17 protein-coding genes and 1 riboswitch are annotated in these 22,303 nt (G+C 64.5%); of the genes, 3 read left to right on the top strand and 14 right to left on the bottom strand.

What is annotated here, in order from left to right; translation table 11 throughout:
- Positions 1-98: 98 nt before the first annotated feature.
- From JVX98_RS10635 to JVX98_RS10590, 10 genes are all read right to left on the bottom strand, one after another.
- Positions 99-860 carry an MBL fold metallo-hydrolase gene (locus tag JVX98_RS10635; RefSeq protein WP_205238571.1) on the bottom strand — a complete coding sequence of 254 codons (762 nt, stop codon included), beginning with the start codon at positions 858-860 and terminating at the stop codon, positions 99-101.
- A gap of 149 nt (positions 861-1,009) precedes the next feature.
- Entirely contained in the window at positions 1,010-2,566 is a 1,557-nt protein-coding gene (locus JVX98_RS10630) for a caspase family protein (RefSeq protein ID WP_205238570.1), read from the bottom strand.
- A gap of 290 nt (positions 2,567-2,856) precedes the next feature.
- Positions 2,857-3,135, bottom strand: a complete 279-nt coding sequence (locus JVX98_RS10625; protein ID WP_205238569.1) for a hypothetical protein — start codon at positions 3,133-3,135, stop codon at positions 2,857-2,859.
- A gap of 167 nt (positions 3,136-3,302) precedes the next feature.
- Positions 3,303-6,110 (bottom strand): mechanosensitive ion channel family protein, encoded by a 2,808-nt coding sequence (locus tag JVX98_RS10620; RefSeq protein WP_205238568.1) that lies wholly within the window; start codon positions 6,108-6,110, stop codon positions 3,303-3,305.
- Between the two features lie 126 nt (positions 6,111-6,236).
- Positions 6,237-6,797, bottom strand: coding sequence for a DUF924 family protein (locus JVX98_RS10615; RefSeq protein WP_192446441.1), 561 nt, complete (start codon positions 6,795-6,797; stop codon positions 6,237-6,239).
- Positions 6,798-6,905: 108 nt separating this feature from the next.
- Complete coding sequence (locus JVX98_RS10610) at positions 6,906-7,973, bottom strand: iron ABC transporter permease (RefSeq protein WP_205238567.1); 1,068 nt, start codon at positions 7,971-7,973, stop codon at positions 6,906-6,908.
- A gap of 3 nt (positions 7,974-7,976) precedes the next feature.
- Positions 7,977-8,930: an ABC transporter substrate-binding protein gene (locus JVX98_RS10605; RefSeq protein WP_205238566.1), complete on the bottom strand. Its 954-nt coding sequence runs from the start codon at positions 8,928-8,930 to the stop codon at positions 7,977-7,979.
- Positions 8,927-9,730, bottom strand: coding sequence for an ABC transporter ATP-binding protein (locus JVX98_RS10600; protein ID WP_205238565.1), 804 nt, complete (start codon positions 9,728-9,730; stop codon positions 8,927-8,929). The genes JVX98_RS10605 and JVX98_RS10600 overlap by 4 nt, the downstream gene beginning before the upstream one ends.
- A 22-nt stretch (positions 9,731-9,752) precedes the next feature.
- Complete coding sequence (locus JVX98_RS10595; RefSeq protein ID WP_043619724.1) at positions 9,753-10,166, bottom strand: DUF1636 domain-containing protein; 414 nt, start codon at positions 10,164-10,166, stop codon at positions 9,753-9,755.
- A 104-nt stretch (positions 10,167-10,270) separates the two neighbouring features.
- A riboswitch (cobalamin riboswitch) is annotated at positions 10,271-10,487 on the bottom strand.
- Positions 10,488-10,671: 184 nt separating this feature from the next.
- Positions 10,672-11,148, bottom strand: a complete 477-nt coding sequence (locus JVX98_RS10590; protein ID WP_205238564.1) for a RidA family protein — start codon at positions 11,146-11,148, stop codon at positions 10,672-10,674.
- A gap of 486 nt (positions 11,149-11,634) precedes the next feature.
- On the opposite strand from JVX98_RS10590, the gene aspT reads away from it, so the two are divergent.
- From aspT to JVX98_RS10575, 3 genes are all read left to right on the top strand, one after another.
- Positions 11,635-13,323: an aspartate-alanine antiporter gene (gene aspT, locus JVX98_RS10585; protein ID WP_246764996.1), complete on the top strand. Its 1,689-nt coding sequence runs from the start codon at positions 11,635-11,637 to the stop codon at positions 13,321-13,323.
- 57 nt (positions 13,324-13,380) lie between these two features.
- A complete protein-coding gene (locus JVX98_RS10580) occupies positions 13,381-15,033 on the top strand; it encodes a bifunctional aspartate transaminase/aspartate 4-decarboxylase (RefSeq protein ID WP_205238563.1) in 1,653 nt (550 codons plus the stop codon).
- Between the two features lie 176 nt (positions 15,034-15,209).
- Positions 15,210-16,889, top strand: coding sequence for an aspartate:alanine exchanger family transporter (locus tag JVX98_RS10575; protein ID WP_205238562.1), 1,680 nt, complete (start codon positions 15,210-15,212; stop codon positions 16,887-16,889).
- 173 nt (positions 16,890-17,062) lie between these two features.
- Here JVX98_RS10575 and JVX98_RS10570 read toward each other — a convergent pair whose 3' ends face one another.
- The 4 genes from JVX98_RS10570 to JVX98_RS10555 all read right to left on the bottom strand — a co-directional run bounded on the left by JVX98_RS10570 (position 17,063) and on the right by JVX98_RS10555 (position 22,213).
- On the bottom strand, positions 17,063-17,542 hold the full coding sequence (locus JVX98_RS10570; RefSeq protein ID WP_205238561.1) for an SRPBCC family protein: 480 nt from the start codon (positions 17,540-17,542) through the stop codon (positions 17,063-17,065).
- Between the two features lie 129 nt (positions 17,543-17,671).
- Entirely contained in the window at positions 17,672-19,447 is a 1,776-nt protein-coding gene (locus tag JVX98_RS10565; RefSeq protein ID WP_205238560.1) for an SLC13 family permease, read from the bottom strand.
- A 209-nt stretch (positions 19,448-19,656) separates the two neighbouring features.
- Positions 19,657-20,883 carry an RDD family protein gene (locus tag JVX98_RS10560; RefSeq protein WP_205238559.1) on the bottom strand — a complete coding sequence of 409 codons (1,227 nt, stop codon included), beginning with the start codon at positions 20,881-20,883 and terminating at the stop codon, positions 19,657-19,659.
- A gap of 85 nt (positions 20,884-20,968) precedes the next feature.
- Entirely contained in the window at positions 20,969-22,213 is a 1,245-nt protein-coding gene (locus tag JVX98_RS10555; protein WP_205238558.1) for an RDD family protein, read from the bottom strand.
- Positions 22,214-22,303 lie beyond the last annotated feature (90 nt).

The following is a 22,303-nucleotide window of genomic DNA, read 5'->3' as shown; positions in this document are numbered from 1 at the left end:
CAGATGCCAGTGGCAAGCGAGAGCGGATGACAGCCACCGCCGAGCAATAACGCGCGCCCCGCAGTGTGAAGGCTTGCCCTGCTGCAATCTGCCGGCCCCTACACGACAGGCGGTATCAACGTCAGCACGTCGCCATCATCCGGAATGAGCAGCCTGGTCAAGGCGATCCCGTGGGCGCTGGCGGCGGCGCGCAGGTCGCCTCGGCTGACCGTCGCATGGTCGAGCGCCTCCATGTGCGTCGCAACCACGATGCTCTTCTTGGAGGCCTCGCAGACCGCGATCGTCTGCGCCGCATCCATCACGATCAGGGCGCCATCCCAGCGCGCGCCGCAGGAATGGGTAACGATCACATCCGGCTCCGTGTCGTGGATGGTCTTTTCGATGGCCGGATAGAGCACCGTGTCGCCGGCCCAGTAGACCGTCGGCTCGCCCTTGGCCTGGAGGCTGAAACCCATGACCGGCCCCATGTCCTGAACGACAGGGCCAAGGCCGTGGCTGCCGTCGCGTCGGGTAAGCTTCAGGCCCTGCCACTGCGCCTTGCCGAGGAGCGGCGTGACGTCGCGAAAACCGGCCCCGCGGATCGCCTCCTCGTCACCCGGCTGACAGAAGATCGGCAGCCCCTTCGGCAAGCGATGCTTGGCAGTGTCGTCGAAATGGTCCTCGTGCAGATGCGAGATAATGACGAGTTCGACCCCGGCAAGAATGGTATCGGTGTCGAACGGCAGCCCGACCAGCGGATTGGGCGCCCGCCCCGCAAAGGACGGCAGGCTGTCCTTCGGCCCTAGAAAGGGATCGATCAGCACCGTGTGACCGGCATAGTCGAGCTTGAGTGTCGCATTGCGGATAAGCTGGAGCTTCATGGGGTGTCCTCCCTTGCCGGAACCGGCCTTGACCATCGCGGCGATCCTTGCGCATGCGGCAGCGAAATCAAGCCCTGAAATGACGCGTTGATAACGCCGCCGCCCTTAACGCCAACCCCGTTCGATGGCGCCAGCATGCGCTGTCCGCTTCACCGCCAGCCGCAATCCCACGGCTGGCCCCTTGCGGTGCGATGACAGGCAAAGGCCCGGCCGCAGGAATGGGTGGCGGAAATCGTCATGCGGCCCCGGCCCGAGCCGCGGGCAAACATCTGCCGGAACGCGACATCGGCATTTGCGGGGCAGTTGGCAAAGCTCTTCTTCTGCAGTTCGGCCGGTGGGCTGATCGCACGGGTGCCGGTGTTTTTCTGCGGTGCCTTGATCGTGCGTTGCGTCTCGCCTGGTTGCGGCAGCTTCGCCTCGCGCCGGATCGAGACGCAGCGGCCGTCCCTGGCCTCCTGGTTGCGCGCACAGACAAGCGGGCAGATCCGCGCCTTCTCCGACTTCAGGCGATCGAGCACGTCGCTGGAGGGCTCGAGCGTCGCTAGGTCGACCTTACCGAACTTGGAGAAGGCTTCGAGCGCCTTGCGACTACCTTCGCCCCAGACCCCGTCTTCGCTGCCGGCGCGACAGCCAAGCCGGTTGAGCTCGACCTGTACGGACCGGGCCAATGTCGTGTCATCGGCATTGGGCGCAGCCAGCGCCGGATCGATGGCCGCCACGGCCTGGCCACCCGCTCCGTCGGGCACGCCTTCGGAGGACGGTGCTGAAGCCCGCTCGATGATCTTGATCTTTGCCCTGGCGAGCGAAGCGAACGCACCGTCGGGATATTGCTGCAGATAGGCGTCGAAGAGGTCGCGGTCCGTCGCATCCTTGATCGTTTCCCAATAGGCAAGCTCGGCGGCCTGACCCGCCGCGGGCGCCTCGGCCGGCGCCGGCTTGCCGTCAATCGCCGGCTTCAGCACCACCTCGCCGGTGAGTGAGGAATTGTCCCAGGGCACCTGCTTGCCGCCGGTTGCCGCCAGCACGTCGCGGCGCACGTCGATCAACTCGCGGGTGATGTCGCGGCCCGGCTGGCCGAGGTGTTTCAACAGCGCCGATGTGAACGGCGAGTTCCGCCCCGATCCGTCGAGGGCGACATTGCCGGGCTGGGTGGAAAAGGCGATCAGCGTGCCGATGCCGGTGCCGACCTTGGCAAGGCCGCGGCCGACCGAGGCGGAACGCGTGCCCATCGAACGGGCGAGATTGACCGCCAGAGGATTGTCGCGGCAGGCGTCGAGCAGGATGATGTTGACCCGCGTGCTGCGCTCCATCGCCGACAGGATCAGGTTCATCGGCACCGCCTCGAATTCGAGATCGACCGAGGAAGCGAGCGTCGCATCGACGGGGGCGAGGTAGTTTTCGCCGTTCACCTGCAGGCCGTGGCCGGCATAGAAAAACAAGGCGAGATCTGCGCCGTCGAGCCGGCCGACGAAGTCGCGCACCGCGCGACGCACCCCGGCAAGGTCGAGATCCGCACCGGTCACCACCTCGAAGCCCAGACCTTCGAGCTTTGCCGCCATGTCGTGTGCGTCATTGCCGGGATTGGGCAAGGTGGCCACATGCTGATAGGCGGAATTGCCGATGACCAGCGCCACGCGCTTTTCGGCCAGCGCCTCCGATGCGAAAAGCACCAGCAGAACGGACAAGGCGATGCGAAGGAATGGCATGGCTCCCCCCGGCAATTCGCGGATGATCGCGACCACGCGTCAGCGCCAACGCCCAAGCGTGCTACCGGCAATGCGGCCTGTCAATGCAAGGAGGGTGTCCGGCAGCTCTGACCGGCCCTGCCCGCCCGAAGGAGTGAGGCGGTCGCCGCCCTCGCCCATCCCTTGGGATTAGCAAGAGCAGCCGCGATCGCTCGCAAGGGCTTTCAGGCGCCACCAGCGCAAATGTCGAATGAAGGATGGAGCCGCCGGTCAGCGGCGCGCCGGTCGCACCGCCTGAGCGGAATGGAAGGTTACTTGACGACGACGTTGCCGTTGACGATCTCGACGTTTTCGTCGCCCTGCAGGCCGATGCGGTCACCACTCGGTGCGGTGACGAAACAGCCGCTCGGGCAGATCATTTCAGTCGCTCCGGATGCGATCGCCACTTCCACACGGCTTTCGCCCTCGACGACGATCAGAACGGTGGTCTCGCTGTCCTTGTTCGTGACAGTCGCGGCACTGGCAGCACCGGCCATCGGCGCGCCGGCCATCAGCAAACCGGAAAGCAAAGCAATCACAAATTTCTTCATCGCCCATCGACGCCAGACGCGCCGCCCTCTTGCCGAGCCGGCCGCCCCGTCGGTTCGCGACGCTGCGCCGGCCACCTCTTCAGCCGATGACCAGCGTAGTCGGTCACCAGAAGAATTGCATGCTTTTTATGGCAGGCCGGCTGAATAGTGGCTGAACGGTCCGTTTATCAGCGGTTTGGGTTTGCCCGGCGGCTGGCGCTCCGGCGGCTGCTTGCCCCCTCCACTTCGCGCTCCTCGTCGAGCGGCGCCGCAGCGGCAGTTTTCTTGTCCGAAGCGTTAGACTTGGCTGCGGCCCTTTCCTCGGCGGAGGTGGCGCCCTTCGGCTCGCCGACCTCTTCCGGGTGGTGGCTTTCGATGCCGGTCTGGTCCTCGACCGGCACGTCCTCGATCTTGACCGGGAACGGCGCACCGATGCCCTCGTCGCGGAAGCGCTCGTAGATCGAGACGCGCAGATCGTTGCGCACGCCACCGCCGGTCAGGACGTCGGCCACGTAGATGCGCAATTCGAAGGTCATGCGGTCATCGCCAAAGGCGGTGAAGCCGACGCTCGGCGACGGGTTCTTCAAGACCATGGGATGGGCGGCCGCGATCTCGGCGAGCAGCTCCATGATCCGGCGCGGCTCGCTGGCATAGGTGACGGTGATGGCGATTTCGGAGCGGCCGAGCTTGTTGCGGTGCGTCCAGTTGCCGACCGAGGCGTTGATGAGCAGCGAGTTCGGCATCATGATCGACTGGTGCTGGAATGTCTCGATCTCGGTCGCGCGGACAGAGATGCGCTTGACGAAACCTTCGGTCGTGCCGCTGACGATCCAGTCCCCCACCTTGAACGGGCGCTCGACGAGCAGGATGAGCCCCGAAACGAAGTTCGAGACGATGTTCTGCAGGCCGAAACCGACACCGAGCGAGAGAGCACCGGCAACGAGCGCGAGGTTGGAGAGGTCGATGCCGGCCGCCGACAGGCCGATCAGACCCGCAAGCCCGACGCCGGTATAGCCGATGCCGGTGCGGATCGAATTGCGCACGCCCGCATCGACCCGGCTGCGTGCCATGATGTTGCCGTCGATCCAGCGCTGCACGAAACGGGTGACGGCGTAGCCGAGCGCGAAGAACAGGATGCCGGCGAGGATGCCAACCAGCGAAATCGTGATCGAGCCGATCTTGATCTCGGTCACCATCCGGTAGGCCCAGGACTCGATGTCGGCGACCTGGAAGCCCCACTGCAAGAGGATTAGCGGGATGAAGAACATCACGACCAGCGCGTAGATGCTGAGGCCCGCGGCAAGGCCGATCTGGTCGAGCGCCACCTGTTCGAGATTATAGCGCCGCTCGAGATAACGCCCGGCGGCGGTCTCGGCAAAGGCGCCCTGCTTGGCAACCGCCCGGCCGGTGAGGATGCCGATATACATCGTGACGAGGATCGCGCCCGTAATGATGATCTGCGTGGCGATGAAGCGGGCAAGACCGACATAGCCCGACACAGCGGCAATGATGAGCAAGGCGCCGGTCGCGAGCAGCGCGAAGGACACCACCCGCGGCCAGGCGCGGCCATGGGCGTCGAAGGATTCATCCTTCCTGAGCGTCGGCTTGATCCAGGCCGAAGCCATGATGATCAGGCCGATGACGATGGAGGCAATGTAGCTCTTGACGACGGTCAGCACGACAGGCGAACCGAGCGCCTCGCTGACGCCGCCGAAGAGGTAATCGAGACCGTTGACCAACGCCATGGCGAAGATCGCGATCATCAGCATCCGGGCGCCGCGATCGGACACCCGCACCAGCCGCCAGCGCGCATCGCGTGGCGAAAGCACCGCCTGGGCGAGCCTCGTCACGAAGAACACCACAACCGCCACCCCGAGCGTGATGGCGATGATCGGCGCGATGTCGGACCGCAGCACGTTGAAGCCGCGCAGGAACAGGAAGCTCGATACCGCGAAGGCGGCCGAAGCGATCGTCGGGATCAGCGTCGACCAGAACGCGACCGAGAGCCGCCGGAAGTAGCTCGGCTCCTCATCGGTAATGTCATGCTCGATCAGCGGGCGAAAGAGCCTGCGGCTGCCGGAAAGGAACACGAGCGCCGCCAGCAGCGACAGGAACAGCGCGGTCAGGAGCGGCACGCGCTTGTAGTTCCAGGCAAAGCTCAGCCAGCTCCCGACGCTGCGCGACAGCACCCGGGTCTCGTCCGCCGTCGCCGTCAGCGCGTCGTCGAACATTCCGGTCGAGACTTCGGTGTTCTTCAGAAGCGTATTGGAAAACAGCGCGCGCCTTGTCGCGGTAATGGCGTTGGACAGCTTCGTCGCCTGCACCGACAGGCCTTCCGCCTCGCCGGTCAGCGCATTGATGGCACCACGTTCGGCCATCAGCCGCTTGCGCTCGGCCGTCACGATGTCGGCTTCGGGCGGTTGCCCCTCGGCCGGCGGATCGCCAAGTTCGGTCAGCCGGGCCTTGATTTCGTCGAGGCGCGGGCGGGTCGAAACCGAAACGCCGATGATCTGTTTGGCGAGCGCGTCGACCTGAACCTTGAGGTCGGCAAGCACGATGTCGTCGTCCTTGGCTTTCTCGACCCGTTCGGTCAGTCCCTTCAATTCCTCGCCGGCCTTGGTCAGCTGCTCGGCCGCCTGGCTCTGGGCCGGTGGCGTGGCATCAGCCGGCAAGGCATCGGCCGCCGGCTGGGAATTCTGGGCAGGCCGCGTGGTTGTCGCCGCAGGTTCGGCGGCACCGGGGGTCGCCCCGTTCTCCGCTGGCTGCGCCTCCTGCGCCGGCTTGCCGGCAGCAGGCTGGGCGGCGGTCTGTGACGATTGTGCCCCTTGCGGCGATTGCGCCGGCTGCGCCGATTTCTGGCCCGCCTGCCCGTTTGCCTGTGCGGTTTGTTGCGCTGTCGGCTGCGCCGCCTTCTGGGCCATGACCGGGCCGCCCACGGCAAGCGCCAGCAGGCAGACGAGAATGGCGGGCAGTTTTCCGACAGAACGCAATTTCATGATCCTTGCAGATTGAGACCGTGGTCCGGAATCGCTCCGGCCGTCTTCACGTTTCGATGTGAATACGAAAGACGGCGGAAAGATGCAAAGAACGGCGATAAATCCCCGTCAGCGCCCGCTTTCCCGTTAAAAACCGGCGCCGGGCTGCGCCAGATAGGCAAGTTCGGCCTCCGTGGACGGCCGCGCCAGGAAGGCGTTGCGATGCGGGAAGCGGCCGAACTGCTCGATCACCTCGCGGTGCCGGATGGCATAGTCGAGATAATCGGCATCGCCGAGCTCGGTAAAGAGCTTCACCGACATGGTCTGGTCGGTAAGGTTTTCCGAATGCTCGAAGGGCAGATAGACGAAGGCGCGCCACTCCGGCTTGATCGCCATGTCAGCGCCGGTGCCGACGGCGAGCTTCGCCTCGTGCAGCGCCAGGCAATCGGTGGCAAAGGCGAGCGGCGTGCCGCGATACATGTTGCGCGGCATCTGGTCCAAAAGCACGATCGCCGCCAGCCGGTTCTCCGGGCTCGCCCGCCAGATCTCGTCGACGCCCCGGGCCAGCGCCAGGTGCGACGCCTGGAAGCGGCGGATGCAGGCCTGGTCGAGTTCGTGGCTCGTCCCGAACCAGTCGTCATAGGTGAGTTCGCCAAACCAGAAGTCCAGAACGTCCTGCGGCGTGCAGATGTCAGCTTCGTTCGCCATATGCTCCTCATGCGGGCCAGTCGCCGATCCCTCGGCTGCGCTAACACATAGGCCGGAACCGGCCCTTGTCCATAACCGGCCCTTGTCCATAATGTGTTCCTACCCGCCTTACGCGCGTCGCTTCAGGATGGCAATGAAGGCGATGCCGCCGACGAGCCCGGTGACGACGCCGATCGGCATGTCCTCCGGCGCCATGATGACGCGGGCCGTCAGATCCGCAAGGATGAGCGTCAGCGCCCCGAAGAAGGCCGAAAGCGGAATGACCCTGACGTTGTCGCTGCCGGCCAGGAGCCGCACGAAATGCGGCACCATCAGCCCGACGAAACCGATCGCGCCGGAAAAGGCGACCATCACCCCGGTCAGAAGTGCGGTGACGACGAACAGCGTCAGCCGGAAGCGGCGCACGGGAATGCCGAGCGTCATCGCCGTTTCGTCGCCCATGGCGAGCGCATTGATCTCGCGCGCCCGGATCATCAGCCAGGCGAGCGAAACGAAAAGCACCCCGCCGGGATAGACGAGCTGCGACCATTGCGCCAGACCAAGGCCACCGAGCATCCAGAAGATGACCGTGTGGGTCGCTCTCGGATCCCCAAGGAAAATCATGAGGTTGCCGACGGACGTTAAGACGAAGGCGACCGCGACGCCGGCGAGCACCAGGCGGTCGGCGCTGCTGCCGAGCACGCGGGAGACATAGGCGACCAGCACGGTTGCGAGCAGCGCGCCGGCAAAGGCAAAGAGCGGCACTGTGGCAAGGCCGAGGATCATGCCGGTGTGCAGCAGCGCCACGATCGCGCCGAGCGCTCCACCGGAGGAAACGCCGAGCAGATGCGGATCAGCGAGCGGATTGCGCGTGACCGCCTGCAGCACGGCGCCCGTCAGCCCCAGTCCGGCCCCGACGAGGCCTGCCAACATCACCCGCGGCAGGCGCACGTCCCAGACGATGCTCTCGCGGCCCGCCGACCAGAAGACATCGACGCTACCGGGCGAAATCTTGCTGGCGATGATCGACCAGACGGTTGCAACCGGGATCTGCGCCGAGCCGAGCGATACGGCGGCCGTCACCGTCAGGAGAAGCAGCAGCAGGCCCGCGGCAAGGCCGAGACCGCTGCGGGCCACCCGTTGAGACGCGGCACGCGAAACCGCAACGGTGTCAGCCGACGTATCCTCAGCCAGCATCGGTTACAGGCCTTCGCCGTGAAAGGTCTTGGCGAGACGGGCGATGGCGTCGATGTTGCGCGGCCCAGGCGTCGCCTCGACATAGTCGAGCACGACGAAGCGATCGTTCCTGACGGCATCGACATTCTTGAATGCCGGATTGGTCTTCATGAAGGCGATCTTGTCCTCGGCCTTCACCTCGCCGTAGTTGACGATGACCACCACTTCCGGATTGCGCTCGATCACCGGCTCCCAGGAGATCTCCACCCAGCTCTTGTCGACATCGTCCATGATGTTGGCGCCGCCGGCGGCCTCGATCATCGCCGTCGGAATGCCGAAGCGGCCGGAGGTGAACGGCTTTTCCTCGCCGGAATCATAGACAAAGACCCGTGTCGGCTTTGCCTTGCCGGCATTCGCCTTGGTGATCTCGGCAAGCTGGCGGCGGTAGCCGTCAACAAGCGTCTCGGCGCGATCCTCGACGCCGAAAATGCGGCCGAGATTGAGAAGATCGACGAACATGTCGTCCATCGTCGGCTTTGCCTTGGCCATCACGTGGATGCAGGATTCGGTCAGCTCGTAGACGCCGATCTTGAAGGGCGCCAAGGTTTCGGGCGTGACCTCGCCGCCGACCTTCATGCCGTAGTTCCAGCCGGCAAAGAGGAAGTCGGCGTCGGCGTTGAGCAGCACTTCCTTGGTCGGATACTTCTCCGAAAGCTCCGGCAGTTCCTTGACGCCTTCGCGCAGCTTCTCGTCCAGCGTCTTCCAGCCGGAAACGCCGGTATAGCCGACCATGCGATCCTGGAGCCTCAGCGCCAGCATCATCTCCACCAGGTTGACGTCGTTGGCGATCGCGCGCTGCGGCGCCGCGTCGAAGGTCACCTCGCGGTTGCAGCTCTTGACCGTGACCGGATAGGCGAGCGCCGGCGTGGCGGCGGCCAGCACGAAAAGGAGGGAAAATGGGGCAATATTGATCTTCATGAAATAGATCCCTGTCGAGGAAGTGAAAAGGAAAAGCGGGCGCCGCCGGCGGCGGCATTGTGAACGGTGGCAGTGACGCCGAAGGCGGCCGAAAGTTCGCCGGGGCTGAGCACCTCTTCGGGCGTGCCGAAGGCCGTCAGCCGCCCGGCAGTCAGGATCGCGACGTCGGTCGCAAACTCGGCGGCGAGATTGATGTCGTGCAGCGTCGAGACGATCGTCAGCTTCAACGTCTGCAGCAACTCGAGGATTTCGAGCTGGTGGCGGATGTCGAGATGGTTGGTCGGCTCGTCGAGGATGATGATGCGCGGCTCCTGCGCCAACGCGCGGGCGATCAGCACCCGCTGCTTCTCACCGCCCGAAAGCGTCGAGAACTGGCGACCGGCAAGATGCGCGAGATCGAGATGCGCCAGCGCATGCTGCACCCGATCGCGGTCGAAATCGCTCCAGCCGCTCAAGCCTTCCCGCCGCGGAATGCGCCCCATCATGACGACGTCGCGCACGCTGAAGGGAAAGTCGCCGGGCATTTCCTGCAGGACGACGGCGATCGTCCTTGCTGCCTCGCGCGCCGAGATCGACCAGAGATCGATGCCATCGACCGAAACACGGCCGGAGTTCGGCTGCACCGCCCGGTAGAGGCAGCGCAGGAGCGAGGTCTTGCCGGCACCGTTCGGCCCGAGGATCGCAAGCCGGCTGCCCGCCGCGATCGAAAAGCCGATGTCCTTGACCAGCGTCAGCCCCGCGCGCGGCCCCCAGTGGAGGCCCTCGACCTTGAGTGCCGCTCCCGTCGCCGTGCAGCTCATGGGTTGATCCCTCCCCGCGCCCTCATTGGAAGTGCCCGCCGAGGTCTTCGGAAACGAGCATCGCTGCGGGGATGCGGGCAAGCGTCTTGCCTTTCAACCCGCGTGGCCGCTCGGCCGCCCGCGTCATGCCATCGCCACGCTCCGCATAGGTTGTGGCAAAGCGTACGAGATCGTCGATGTCTTCGTCCGGCGAGACGTCGCCGAAGAGATAGGTTGCCTTCCCCGTCGCCTGGAAGGCGATGGTGCAGGGCCGCGTGCAGGCCGCCATGCACACCGTGCCGGCAATCGAGAAGTCACGATCGAGCGGCGCGCCGAGTGCGGCAATGCTGCCGTTCAGCCGCTTGATCAGCTCGGCACCGGGCGCGCAGGGGCCACCGGTGAAGCGGCAATCGGTGCAGACCGTTATCTTGTGCTGTCGGAAATTCGGCTCAGCCATTCCTGCCCTCCGCCGGACTGACGGCAAGAGATGGCGAAACGGCAGAAGGACGGATAGCCGTCGTGCGAAAGCCAGTTCTTTTCCATCGGAACACCCCGTCCGTTGTGGTTGATCGGTTCGATGGCAGGTCTCCTGGCTCGCGGGTCGTGGCGCATCCACGTCTTCCCGGCTGATCGCCAGTGACATGGTGTGAATGCGCTTTCCGCTCACAGTTGCGGGGGCAGCCACGGTTTCGGCCCCATCAGGGTCGTCCGTTCCGTGTTCCCTTTTCAGCCGCCTCCGCATTGTCGCGGACGCAGCACCATCACCGCCTTCCTCGCATGAATCGGCGGGGGAGACAACCGCACGGCATAGGCGGGAAGGATCTATCAACATGCGGCGTATCGTCATGCACAATTCGTTATTAAATAACATTACATCATGCAAGCCGAAAATTGAGCGTCGGACACGATCCGACGCTCCACGGCCGAAATCCGCCTTGCGGCCGACAGGCGGCCGTGCCGCCTCAGAACTCCGGCGGAAAGAGCTCGGCCGTCAGCGTCACCGCCACCGCGGCGTTGCCCGGCAGGTTGCGCACGCCGCAGACGGAGCGGATATGGCCGGCCCTTTCGCCAAAGGCGGCAGCCAGAAACTCGGAGGCGCCGTCGAGCACCTTCGGATGATCAAGGAAATCCTCGGTGCAGGCGATATGCCCCTCAAGCCGGACGATCTGGCGAATGCGCTCGAAACGGCCGAGATGTTCGTGGATCTGCGCCAGCGCGTTGAGCACCGCCAGCTCGGCCGCCTTGCGCCCCTCGTCGATCGTCACGTCGCGCCCGAGCAGCCCCGTATGCACGAAGCGCCCGTCGAGCAGCGGCCCCTGCATCGAGACATAAAGCATCTCGCCCGCCTCGATCACCGCGCGATAGGCGCCGAGCGGCTTCGGCGGCGTTGGAAGCTGAACGCCAAGCGCCCCCAGCCTACGGATAACCTCATCCATCATTGCTCCCCCTCCTCGTCACCTTACGAACCGGCCGCGCTTGCGGCGACGATGCCGCGTTTCATCTCAACCCTTCGAAGTTCTGTCGCCCCTATCGCAAGCAGAAAGGCCCATCATTCCTTGCGCCTCCAGCCGTATGTTCAAGCATAGCCAAGAGAAAATACCTAATGCCTCACGTTGCGAGATACATTACGAATTACAACACCAGAGTTGAAGTTCCGGCGCGATCCGGCCGCGCGCATCCGTCTTTCGATTGCAGGCGGCGGACGCATCGCGGCGCCTGCGAGTGCGCACCCCAAGTAAAACCGCTGAAATGTAACATACGTTACGCTCACGTAACCCTATGCCGGTTGAGAATTTCGACGACCGAGGCAACAATTGCCGGAATTAAGATTGGGCATCGACAAGATCCGAAAACAAGCTCAACTTAGCCGCGCAGATCCCGAAATGAAGTGATGGAAACTCAACTTTCTGAAGGGAATAGCAGCAGTGAACCCCATCGATTTTTTCGTCGACACGCTTCGGACCTATCCACCCGTCGCCGTCTTCCTCGCCCTCGGCATCGGCTTCCTCATCGGTCCGATCAAGGTCGCGGGGTTCAACCTTGGAAATGTCACCGCCACGCTGCTTGCGGGCGTTCTCATCGGGCAGCTGGGCATCCAGGTTTCCGGTGACCTGAAATCAACCCTGTTCCTGATCTTCCTCTTCGCCGTCGGCTACGGCGTAGGCCCGCAATTCGTGCGGGGCCTAAGCACCGACGGGCCGAAACAGATCGCCTTTGCGCTCTCGGTCCTCGTGCTCTGCCTCATCGTTCCCTATCTCTGCGCGCTAATCGCCGGGCTTCCGCTCGGCTACGGCGCCGGCATGTATGCCGGTTCGCAGACGATTTCGGCGGCTATCGGCGTCGCCACGGACCAGATCAACTCGCTGGGGCTGACACCGGAACAGGCCAAGACCTTCTCCGACCAGATCCCGATCGCCTACGCGGTCACGTATATCTGGGGCACGATCGGCTCGGCGATCATCCTCGCCCAACTCGGTCCGAAGCTTCTCGGCATCGACCTTCCGGCGGCCTGCCGGGAATACGAGGCCAAGCTCGGCGGCGGCACATCCAGCGCCGAGCCCGGCATCACCAGCGCCTACCACGACTTCGGTCTTCGGGCCTACCGGATCGATGCGGCAAGCGGCCTGACCGGGACGCCGGTCAAGAACCTGCTTCCCGGCATCCGCGTCTATGTCGAGCGGGTCCGGCGCGGCAGCGAGATCATCGAAGCGGACGGCAACACCGTACTGCAGCCCGGCGACGTCGTCGCCTTCTCCGGCCGGCGTGCCCTACTCGTCGAGAATCTCGATTCGAAGCTTGTCGAGGTCGAGGACAAGGAACTGCTGAATGCCGAAGCCGAAGTCCTCGATGTCTACGTGACCAGCAAGGCGCTCGCCGGCAAGACGCTTGCGGAAGTCAGCACCATGGACTGGGCGCGCGGCGTCTATGCCCGCAAGATCATCCGCTCGCTGGTCGAGATCCCGGTCTTGCCCGGGACCACCGTCGAGCGCGGCGACATCGTCACCATCGGCGGGGCCAAGCAGCATGTCGAAGCCGCGATCAAGGCGCTGGGCTTTGCCGACCGTCTCGTCGAGACGACCGATATCGCCTTCCTCGGCTGGGGGCTCTTCATCGGCGCGATGATCGGGGCGCTTACGATCACGATCGGCGGCATCCCGATCGGCCTTTCGACTTCCGGCGGCGCGCTTTTGGCCGGCCTGGTGCTCGGCTGGCTGCGCACCACCTACCCCGCCTTCGGGCGGATCCCGTCGCCGGCGCTCTGGCTGATGAACACGCTCGGCCTCAACATCTTCATCGCCGTCGTCGGCATCGGCGCCGGACCCGGCTTCGTCGCGGGTCTGCAGGAGGTCGGCATATCGCTGTTCATCTGGGGCGTGGTGGCAACCTCGATCCCGATGATCGCCTCGGTGCTCATCGGCCACTACGTCTTCAAGTTTCACCCGGCGATCCTGTTTGGCGCCTGCGCCGGGGTCAGGACGACGACGGCAGCGCTCGGCATGATCCAGGAGGCGGCCAAGAGCAAGGTTCCCGCCCTTGGCTACGGCATGCCCTACGCCATCGGCAACACGCTGCTCACCATCTTCGGCCTCGTCATCGTCATCATGCTCGCCTGAGGCGGGCGACAGTCGGGACCACCGATCACAATTCACAGATCACAGGGAGTGTGGATCATGTTGGACAGAAAATTCTACGACAGCATCTCCGATCTCAGCCCGTTCGAAATCAAGGACGAACTGATCAAGCTCGCCAAGACGAGCTCCCAGAAGGCCGCCAAGGCCTTCCTCAATGCCGGCCGCGGCAACCCGAACTGGACGGCGACGCGCGCCCGCGAAGCCTTCTTCCTGCTCGGCCAGTTCGCGCTGACCGAAGCCAAGCGCGCCTATTACGATCCGAAGGCCGGTGTCGCCGGCATGCCGCCGCAGGACGGAGCCCATGCCCGGTTTGAGAAGTGGACGAAGAAGCTGCTTCAAAGCACCGCCGACTGGGACGAAGAGGACGAAGGCGTTCCGCCGGCAAAGACGCTCTCCGACGCCGTCAACTACGCGATCAAGACCTTTCACTTCGATCCGGACGCCTTTGTGCACGAGCTGACGGATTCGATCATCGGCGACAACTATCCGGTGCCCGACCGCGCGCTGCACCACAACGAGATCATCACCCATGAATATCTGATGTGGGCGATGTGCGCCGGCCATCGACCCAGGGCGACATTCGATCTCTACCCTGTCGAAGGCGGCACCGCTGCCATGTGCTACATCTTCAAGGCCCTGAAGAACGCTCGCCTGCTCAACGCCGGCGACACGATCGCACTCGGCACGCCGATCTTCACGCCTTATCTCGAAATGCCGGAACTGGAGGACTACGACCTCAAGACCATCAATGTCAGCGCCGAGCAGGAGGACCGCTTCCAGTTCACCGACGAAGACATCAAGGCGCTCGAAAACCCCAAGGTAAAGGCGCTTTTCCTGGTCAACCCCGGTAACCCGTCCGCCGTTGCGATGGATCCGGATTCGATCAAGCGCCTCGTCGACCTGGTCAACAAGAAGCGCCCTGACTTGATCGTGCTCACCGACGACGTCTACGGCACCTTCGTACCGGGCTTCCAGTCGCTGCTCGGCCATCTGCCGCGCAACACCATCGGCGTCTATTCCTACTCGAAGTATTTTGGCTGCACCGGCTGGCGCCTCGGCGTCATCGCGGTGGCGCAGGACAACATCTTCGACGAGAAGATCAAGGCTCATGGCGAGCCGATCCAGAAGCTCCTCGAAAAGCGCTACAAGGCGATGACGCCGAAGCCGCGCGACGTGAAGTTCATCGACCGCATCGTCGCCGACAGCCGCGACGTGGCGCTGAACCACACCGCCGGCCTGTCGCTGCCGCAACAGGTGATGATGTCGCTTTTCAGCCTGGTCGAGCTGATGGATGTCGACAAGGTCTACCAGAAGGCCTGCATGGCCATCTGCACCAAGCGGTTCTGGAACCTGATCGAGGGCATGGGGGTCGAGTCCAATCCGGGCATCTATTTCGACTACTATTACGGCATCATCGACTTCGAATTCTGGCTGCGCAAATATGTCGGTGAGGATGTCGTCACCTGGGTGAAGGACAACATCCACCCGCTCGACATCCCCTTCAGGCTTGCCGAGGACCACGGCATCGTGCTGCTCAACGGTTCGGGCTTCGACGCGCCGAGCTGGTCGGCGCGCGTCTCCTTCGCCAACCTCAATGACGACGCCTATTCGCAGATCGGTCGCGCCGTGCGCTCGGTCGCCCGCGGCTACGTCCAGACCTACCAGGCGGCGAAAGGCCTGAAAATCAGCTGACCACCAAGGGCGGCCGGCAACCGTCGGCCGCCCTCCCCAACGCCTGGCCAGCGTTTCCTTCGGCCCGCAAGCATCTCCGCATTTCCGGCTGGCGACCGTCTTCCGCCGGCCCAGCAACCAGCGCATTATCCAGCTGAAGCGGAATTCTTCGGCTTGGCACCGAGAGGAAACACCGCGTGATCGATCACCTGTTCAGCATTCTGCGCGCGCATCCGGAACTCGCCCTGTTCCTGGCGCTCGGCATCGGCTACGCGATCGGCAAGATCACCGTCTTCGGGGTCACGATTGGCGCGGTCACCGGCTGCCTGCTCGCCGGCGTGTTGATCGGCCAGACCGGGGCCGAGCTTTCAAACGACGTGAAGCAGGCCTTCTTCCTGCTCTTCCTTTTTGCCATCGGCTACCGCACCGGCCCGCAATTCTTCCAGAGCCTCAACGCCGATGCCCTGCCGCAGATCGCCGTGACCGTAACGCTCTGCGTCGTCGCCCTCGGCGTGGCGATCGTGCTTTCCATGCTCTTCGGCTTTGACCTCGGCACGGCCGCAGGCGTTCTTGCCGGGGGCGCGACGGAATCGGCGACCGTCGGCGTTGCGATCGACACCTTCCGCAAGACGGCACCGACGCCGGAGGCGGCAAGCCAGTTCGAATCCGCCGTGGCGACGGGCTTCGCGGTCGCGTATCTCGTCGGTGTCGTCACCGCCATCCTCGTCCAGTCCCAACTGGCGCCGCGGATGTTCGGCCGCAGCCTGAAGGACGCCTGCGCCGAGCTCGAAGCCGAGCTCAAGATCGCCCCGCAGAATGGCGGCGATACGGCGCGCCGCGAGATCGAGGCGCGCGCTTTCGTCATTGCCGACGCCCTGGTGGGACTGACTGTTGCCGAAGCGGAAGCCAAGGTCCCCGAAAACCAGAAGGCCTATATCGAGCAGATCCGCCGGGCCGAGGAGATCATCACCCCAGCACCCAAGGAGCGCCTGCAGGCCGGAGACGTCATCGCCGTTGCCGGCCTTCGCGGCTTCCTCGTCGAATATTCCAGCCGGATCGGCACCGAAATCGACGACCGCACCCTTCTCGACATTCCCGTCGAAGTGCTGGACGTGGTGGTGACGAACAAGGATGTCGCCGGAAAACGCCTGTGGCAGCTGCGGCAGCAGCCGGAATCGCGCTCGGTGTTCCTGCGCAGCATTCTGCGCGCCGGCCAGCCGATCCCGATCTTTCCCGGGCTGACGGTGCGCCGCGGCGATGTGATGTCGATTGCCGGCGCCAGGCGCCATGTCGAGGAAGCGGCCACGCTTCTGGGCTATGCCGACCGTGAGACGACGGCGACCGACATGGTTTTCGTCGGCGTCTTCATCTTCCTCGGCGGCCTCATCGGCATCCCCGCCCTGAAGCTCGGGGCGCTCGAAATCGGCCTCGGCGTCGCCGTCGGCGTGCTGATTGCCGGCCTTTGCGCCGGCTGGCTGCGCTCGGTGCGGCGCACCTTCGGCTTCGTGCCGGAGGCGACGCTCTGGTTCTTCGACAGCGTCGGGCTCTGCGCCTTCATTGCCTGCGTCGGCATCTCCGCCGGCCCGAGCTTCGTTGCCGGCCTCGTCCAGTCCGGCCCGGCACTGGTCATCGCCAGCTTCCTGATCTGCGCGATCTCGCATGTCGCGGCGCTCGCGCTTGGCCGCTGGGTCTTCCGCATGAACGAAGGCGTGCTCGCCGGCACCTGCTGTGGCGCCGGCACGTCGGCCCCGGCGCTTGCCGCCGTGCAGGAGGCGGCCGGAAGCAAGGTCCCGACCCTCGGCTACGGTCTCGGCTACGCGATCGGCAACGTTCTCCTCGCGCTCTGGGGCGCGGTGCTCGTCACCGTGCTGGCGTAATCGGGGAGGTTCGGGGCGGTGCCGCTCCGAGCAAATTGCGATCGTGAGGGAGCGCCCTGGACAGCGCCGCTGCCGCGGCGCGCGCGCCCATTACGACACAACCGCGTGGCCCGCAGTGGCAACGCCACAAACGGTGTATGGAACGCGACCGTCCAATTGGAGGCCTGCTCGGTCTACACGCCTTCCAGATAATGCGCCTTCTGCGACGGATAATAGTCCGAGAATGACGGCAGGGGCTTGCCGGCGCGCACCGCGACCAGCATGTCGAGGTAGTATTCCCAGCCCGGCCCGACGTCTCCTGCGAGCTTCGGGTCGCTCAGCGTCTGCAGCAGCTGCAACTCGGTCTCATCGCCCTTCTGCGTGAATGTCAGCTCGATCCGCCACGCGCCGGCGTCATCCTTCATCACCACGACCAGGCGGTGCGGCGCAGCGCACTCCTCGATCAAGACATCCGTCCATGGCTGGCTTTTCTCATGGAGCAGTTGCAGCCGCACGGTCTTGCCGGGACCGGCCTCGCCTTCCCAGCGCCCGAACCACAGCGCGGTGCTCTCGGACCTTGTCACGCTCGTCCAGACATCGTCGATGGGGGCACGAAACGTGCGCGTCAGGATCAGGTCGTTGCCACTGACGTGGCCGGTGGGCTTGGGGCTCATACCGTCTTCTCCCTTTGGTCCTCACGGATAGGCAAGCCTGCGGCGGCACTACCGCGCGTCTACCTGTACACGGTAACGGCTATTTCTGCGAGAGCACGCGTGTCCGCAGCAGCCAGCCCCGCCACGCACCTAACGCAGCGGCCAGACCAGCATCAGCGCCGGGATGCTGACGATGACGATCACGATCGACAGCGGCAGGCCGAGGCGCGGATAGTCGCTGAACTTGTATCCGCCCGGCCCCATGACCAGCGTGTTGCACTGGTGGCCGATCGGTGTCAGGAAATCGCAACCGGCACCGATGGCAACCGCCATCAGGAAGGCTTCCGGCCTGTAGCCGAGCGCACCGGCAAAGCTGGCGGCGATCGGCGCCATGACCAGCACGGTCGCCGCATTGTTGAGGAAAGGCGTCACCGCCATGGCGGCGAGCAGGATGATCGTCAGCGCGCCGGCCGGCGGCAGGCCGGCCGCAACCGTGCCGAGCCACTGCGCTATGACATCGGTTCCCCCGGTCGTGCGCAAGGAATCGCTGACCGGGATCAGCGCCGCCAGCATCACCAGGATCGGCCCATCGACCGAGCGATAGAAGTCGCGCAAGGGGATGATGCGGAAGACGACCATGGCAAGAGCCGCCGCAAAGAAGGCGATCGGCACCGGCACGAGACCGACCGCCGTCGAGCCCATAGCGGCCGCAAGAACCAGAAGCGGCAGCGGCGCCTTTCGCGTCGTACCAAGCAGGATCTCGCGCTGCGCCAGCGGCAGACAGCCGAAGTCCTGGAGGAAGAGCGTCAGTTCGCGCCGCGCGCCCTGCAGCACGATGATGTCGCCTGCCCGCAAGCGAATGCTGCCGAGCCGCTGCTTCAGTCTCTCGCCCTGGCGGCTGACGGCAAGCAGGTTGATATTGTGGGTGTTGAACAACGCCAGGCGCTGCGCCGACATGCCCTCGAGCGGCGATCCGCTGCCGACGACGGCTTCGATCGCCTCGATTTCGTCGCCGGCCTTTTCCCGACCATGCGGTGCGCGGTCGCCGGCAATCTTCAGCTTGCCTTGCGAGACGATGCGATCGAGTGCCCCCGGGTCGCCTTCAAAAAGCAGGATGTCGTCGGCCTCGAGCGTCACGTCGGGCAGCGGCGCCAGATGCAGGCCGCGGCGAAATATGGCGATGACGACGGCTCCGCCGTCGCCGAGTTTCACCAGATTGCTGAGCGCCTTGCCGATCGCCGGCGAACCGGCGGCGACTACCGCCTCGGAGGTATAATCGGTGATCTCGATCGCCGAATGCACGGAAATCTGCTGGCTGGTGCGCTGCGGCACCAGCTTGTAGGCAAACAGCAGAAAGATGCAGCCGACCAGCGCCAGCGTCGCGCCGACGGGCGTGAAATCGAACATCGTGAAGCTCTCGCCGGTCAGCTCCTGGCGCACCCGCGAGACGACGATATTCGGCGACGTGCCGACCTGGGTCATGAGCCCGCCGATCAGCGAGCCGAAGGCCATCGGCATCAGGAAGGCGGAAGGCTGAACATTCGACCGCCGGGCAAACTGGAAGGCGACCGGCAGCATGATCGCCAGCGCCCCGATGTTCTTGATGAAGGCGGAAAGCACCGTCACCGTGATGACCAGCAGGGCGAGCTGTGCGCGGACCGAGGAGATGTTCGGCAGGAACCGCTGGATGGCGGCGTCGACGATGCCCGAGCGCGCCACACCCGCGCTGACGATCAGGGCGCTGCCGACGATGATGACGATGTCGTCACTGAAACCATCGAAGGCATGATCGTAGGGAACGATGCCGACGGCGACCGCCAGCATCAGCGCCGAACAGGCGATCACGTCGTATCGAAACCGCCCCCAGATGAAGAAGGCCATCATGGCGCCGATGACGATAAACGCGAGGGACTGATCGGCGGTCATGCAATATCCGGGTTCAGCGAAGGGACTGGGCGGGACGGAACGTGCGGCTGACAAAAGCCGGAACGCGCGATCCGCGCAGAAGTTCACACAAGACGTAACCCATGTTTCGGCAAATCGGAATTCACCTCAGCGACAAATCTGGGCATGAGTGCGAAGCGCATCGATTGCGCGGCGTCGCCCGGCGGCGAGGTGGCAGCCCTGCCGCCCCGCTACTCAATGGTCCTGAATACCGCCGCCTCCAGCGCAGCGAACGCCTCGTCCCGCTTCTTACCCTCCATCAGAAAGGTAACCATCCGCCAGGCGTCTCGCCCACGCAGTGCAATGGTGATCTCCGCGGTGGTGTCCGGTTCCTTGGTCGACTTCATCGCCAGGCGCATCGCCCCTTGGCCGTTGATCATCACCGGCGCCCAGTCTGCGCTCGCCTCGTATCCCGCCCTTGCCTGCAGCTCGGCGAGCACCTCGGCATATTGCCGTTCGTCCATTGTTGCCGGGATTTGCTCGTGCCCGAAATACATGCCGCCGCCTGCCTGGTCCGAGCTGATCGCAAAGAGCATGTTGTCGCGCGAGAGATTCTCGACGACCCAGGCCGCCTCGAACGTCGCCTGCCTGCCGGTCACTGGATTGACGAAGGTCTGCATCGGTGGCGGCGGGGTCAGGGCGGCAACCATCCAGGTCGCCGCCGGGTCCATGGCCTTGCCCAATGCGACCGGAGTAAGCAGCGCCACCACGACACCGGCGGCAAAGCGCGTCCCCGAAATCCGGCGCCCTTCCACCCGGGCCCGTCCCCGGTCATGACCGGCAGGCTCGCCGTGCGCGACACGGCGGTATTGCAGGATGAGCGTGACGAAAAACAGCGGGAAGATATGCAGCGCCAGGCCCTTCAGCCACATCATCAGCTCGCGGGTCAGATGGAACAGCCCACGGGACTGCCCGTTGAGCTGCACCACACGAATGCCGAAGAGCGCCTTGCCGGGCGACGTGCCAAACAGCGCCATGATGACGGCGCGCAGCACAACGGCGATCGTGGCGCTCACGAAGACCGCCGCCACAAGGATGGCAATGCGCCACTCCTGATAATAGAGTTGCAGAACTGGCCAGGGAAGAAGAAGAAGGACCGCGAACGTGAGCATGAGGTTCGCCGCATAGAACAGCAGGGCGAGGTCCAGCGACGTTGCCCAGAATCGCGCCCAGGGCCGTGCCAGCGGCAGGCTCGGGATCGGCGGCAACGCATCGTGCCGCTGTTCGCTCGCCGGCTGCTCCGGCTCGAACTCCACGATCAGCTCGGGCGTGTCGGCGATGCGCATCCAGTCGCCCCTGCCCGATCGCCAGACCAGCGTGTCAGGCGCCAAAGCGCCCGTCCTGACCAGAGCAAGGAGCTCCGTTTCGTCAATCGGACCCTTTTCCTCGCTGCCGACGGCATAATGCCAGAGCGTCATTTCTTCCCCCAAACCTCACGCGCCCGTGCGCGGATAAATTCATGCGCCGCGACCCGGCAAGCCCGTTCGTGCAAGGCGCCCCATTTCAATCGATCGTTTCAAACAGCGCCGTCACGTTTCGCTCCATGTCGAGATCGGCAAGCTTTGCAGCACCGGCGTAAACGACAATTCGCCAGGCCCCTGCGTCGGTCAAAACGAAGGTCAGCTCGATATCACCCGCGGCATTGCCCACCGACGCGGCCGATGCGCGATAGGCACGCTTTCCGCCGATCGTCAGCGGCCGCCAGGGCGATGTGACAGTGAAGAATTTCTGCAGGTCGGCGTCCCAAGTCCTGGCATATTCCGCAGAGCCGACGCCTGTGCCGACATTGATGTCGTGTTCGAAGAGCATGGTGACCGACAGGTCCTGCGCCTCAAAATAGGTATTGACGTTGCCGGCGCCTTTCAACGTGTCGGCCTTGAAGGGGCGATCGAAGCGGGCTTCGCCCAGCGTCTCCGGGTTCACCCATCGGGTCGATGCCGGGACGTCCAAGTCCTTCTTGGACATAGGGATCTGGTTGAGAACGACCGTAAACAACATAATCAGGAGGATCGGTGCCAACAGTGTGGAGACAATGCCGCCGGCAAGCCGCACACCGGAGATCGGCTTGCCCTCGACCCGTGCCTTGCGCTCGTCGTAGCCGGCTGGCTGCCCATCCGACACGCGGCGATACTGAAGGATCGCTGTGACGATCGAGGCCGGGACGATGGAAAGCGCGAGCCCGCGCAGCCAGACGGTGAATTCACGCTCGAGGTGGAAGCCGAGCCGCTTCTGCCCGAGAAGCGGCACGACGCGCACGCTGAAGATCAGCTTGCCGAGCGACGTTCCGAAGGCGGCCGTGATCAGCGCCAGAATGGCGAAGCTTACCAATTGCACGAGAAGAATTAGAGAAAACACCGATGAGAGATCGCCCGCCGCCGCACGCAGCAACAACGGATTGAGATCGACGATGTCCTCCGGCAGTGCAAACGCCGCTAGGGACAAGACGAATATAGCCGGTATGTAAAGCAGCAGCAGATCGAAGACGCGCGCCAGAAAGCGTGGCCACGGGCGGGCAAGTGGATAACGAGGCAACGGTGGCGGTGCCGCCTGTGGGGCCGGCACCGGCGTCACTCGCCGCACTGCCGCCCCGATCTCCCGCGTTTCGCGTGCCGGGATCCATTCCGCCTGCCCATCCCGCCAGACCAGTACATCCGGTGAAAGCTCGTCTCGCGCGATCATCGCCAGCAGTCTGTTGTCGCTGACGGGCCCGTTTCGCTCCGACCCGATCACATAGTGCCACGCTGCCATTTCACCTCCCAAAGCGCGCCCAAACCGTTCGAAAAACATTCGAACGTCAGGTTGCACGCAAACCGGCCGCAACTGTCGCGATCGAGTTTT

Source organism: Ensifer sp. PDNC004 (assembly GCF_016919405.1).
GTDB lineage: Bacteria > Pseudomonadota > Alphaproteobacteria > Rhizobiales > Rhizobiaceae > Ensifer.
Note: the sequence above shows the minus strand (reverse complement) of the source record. Positions and strands in the feature narration are given on the sequence as shown.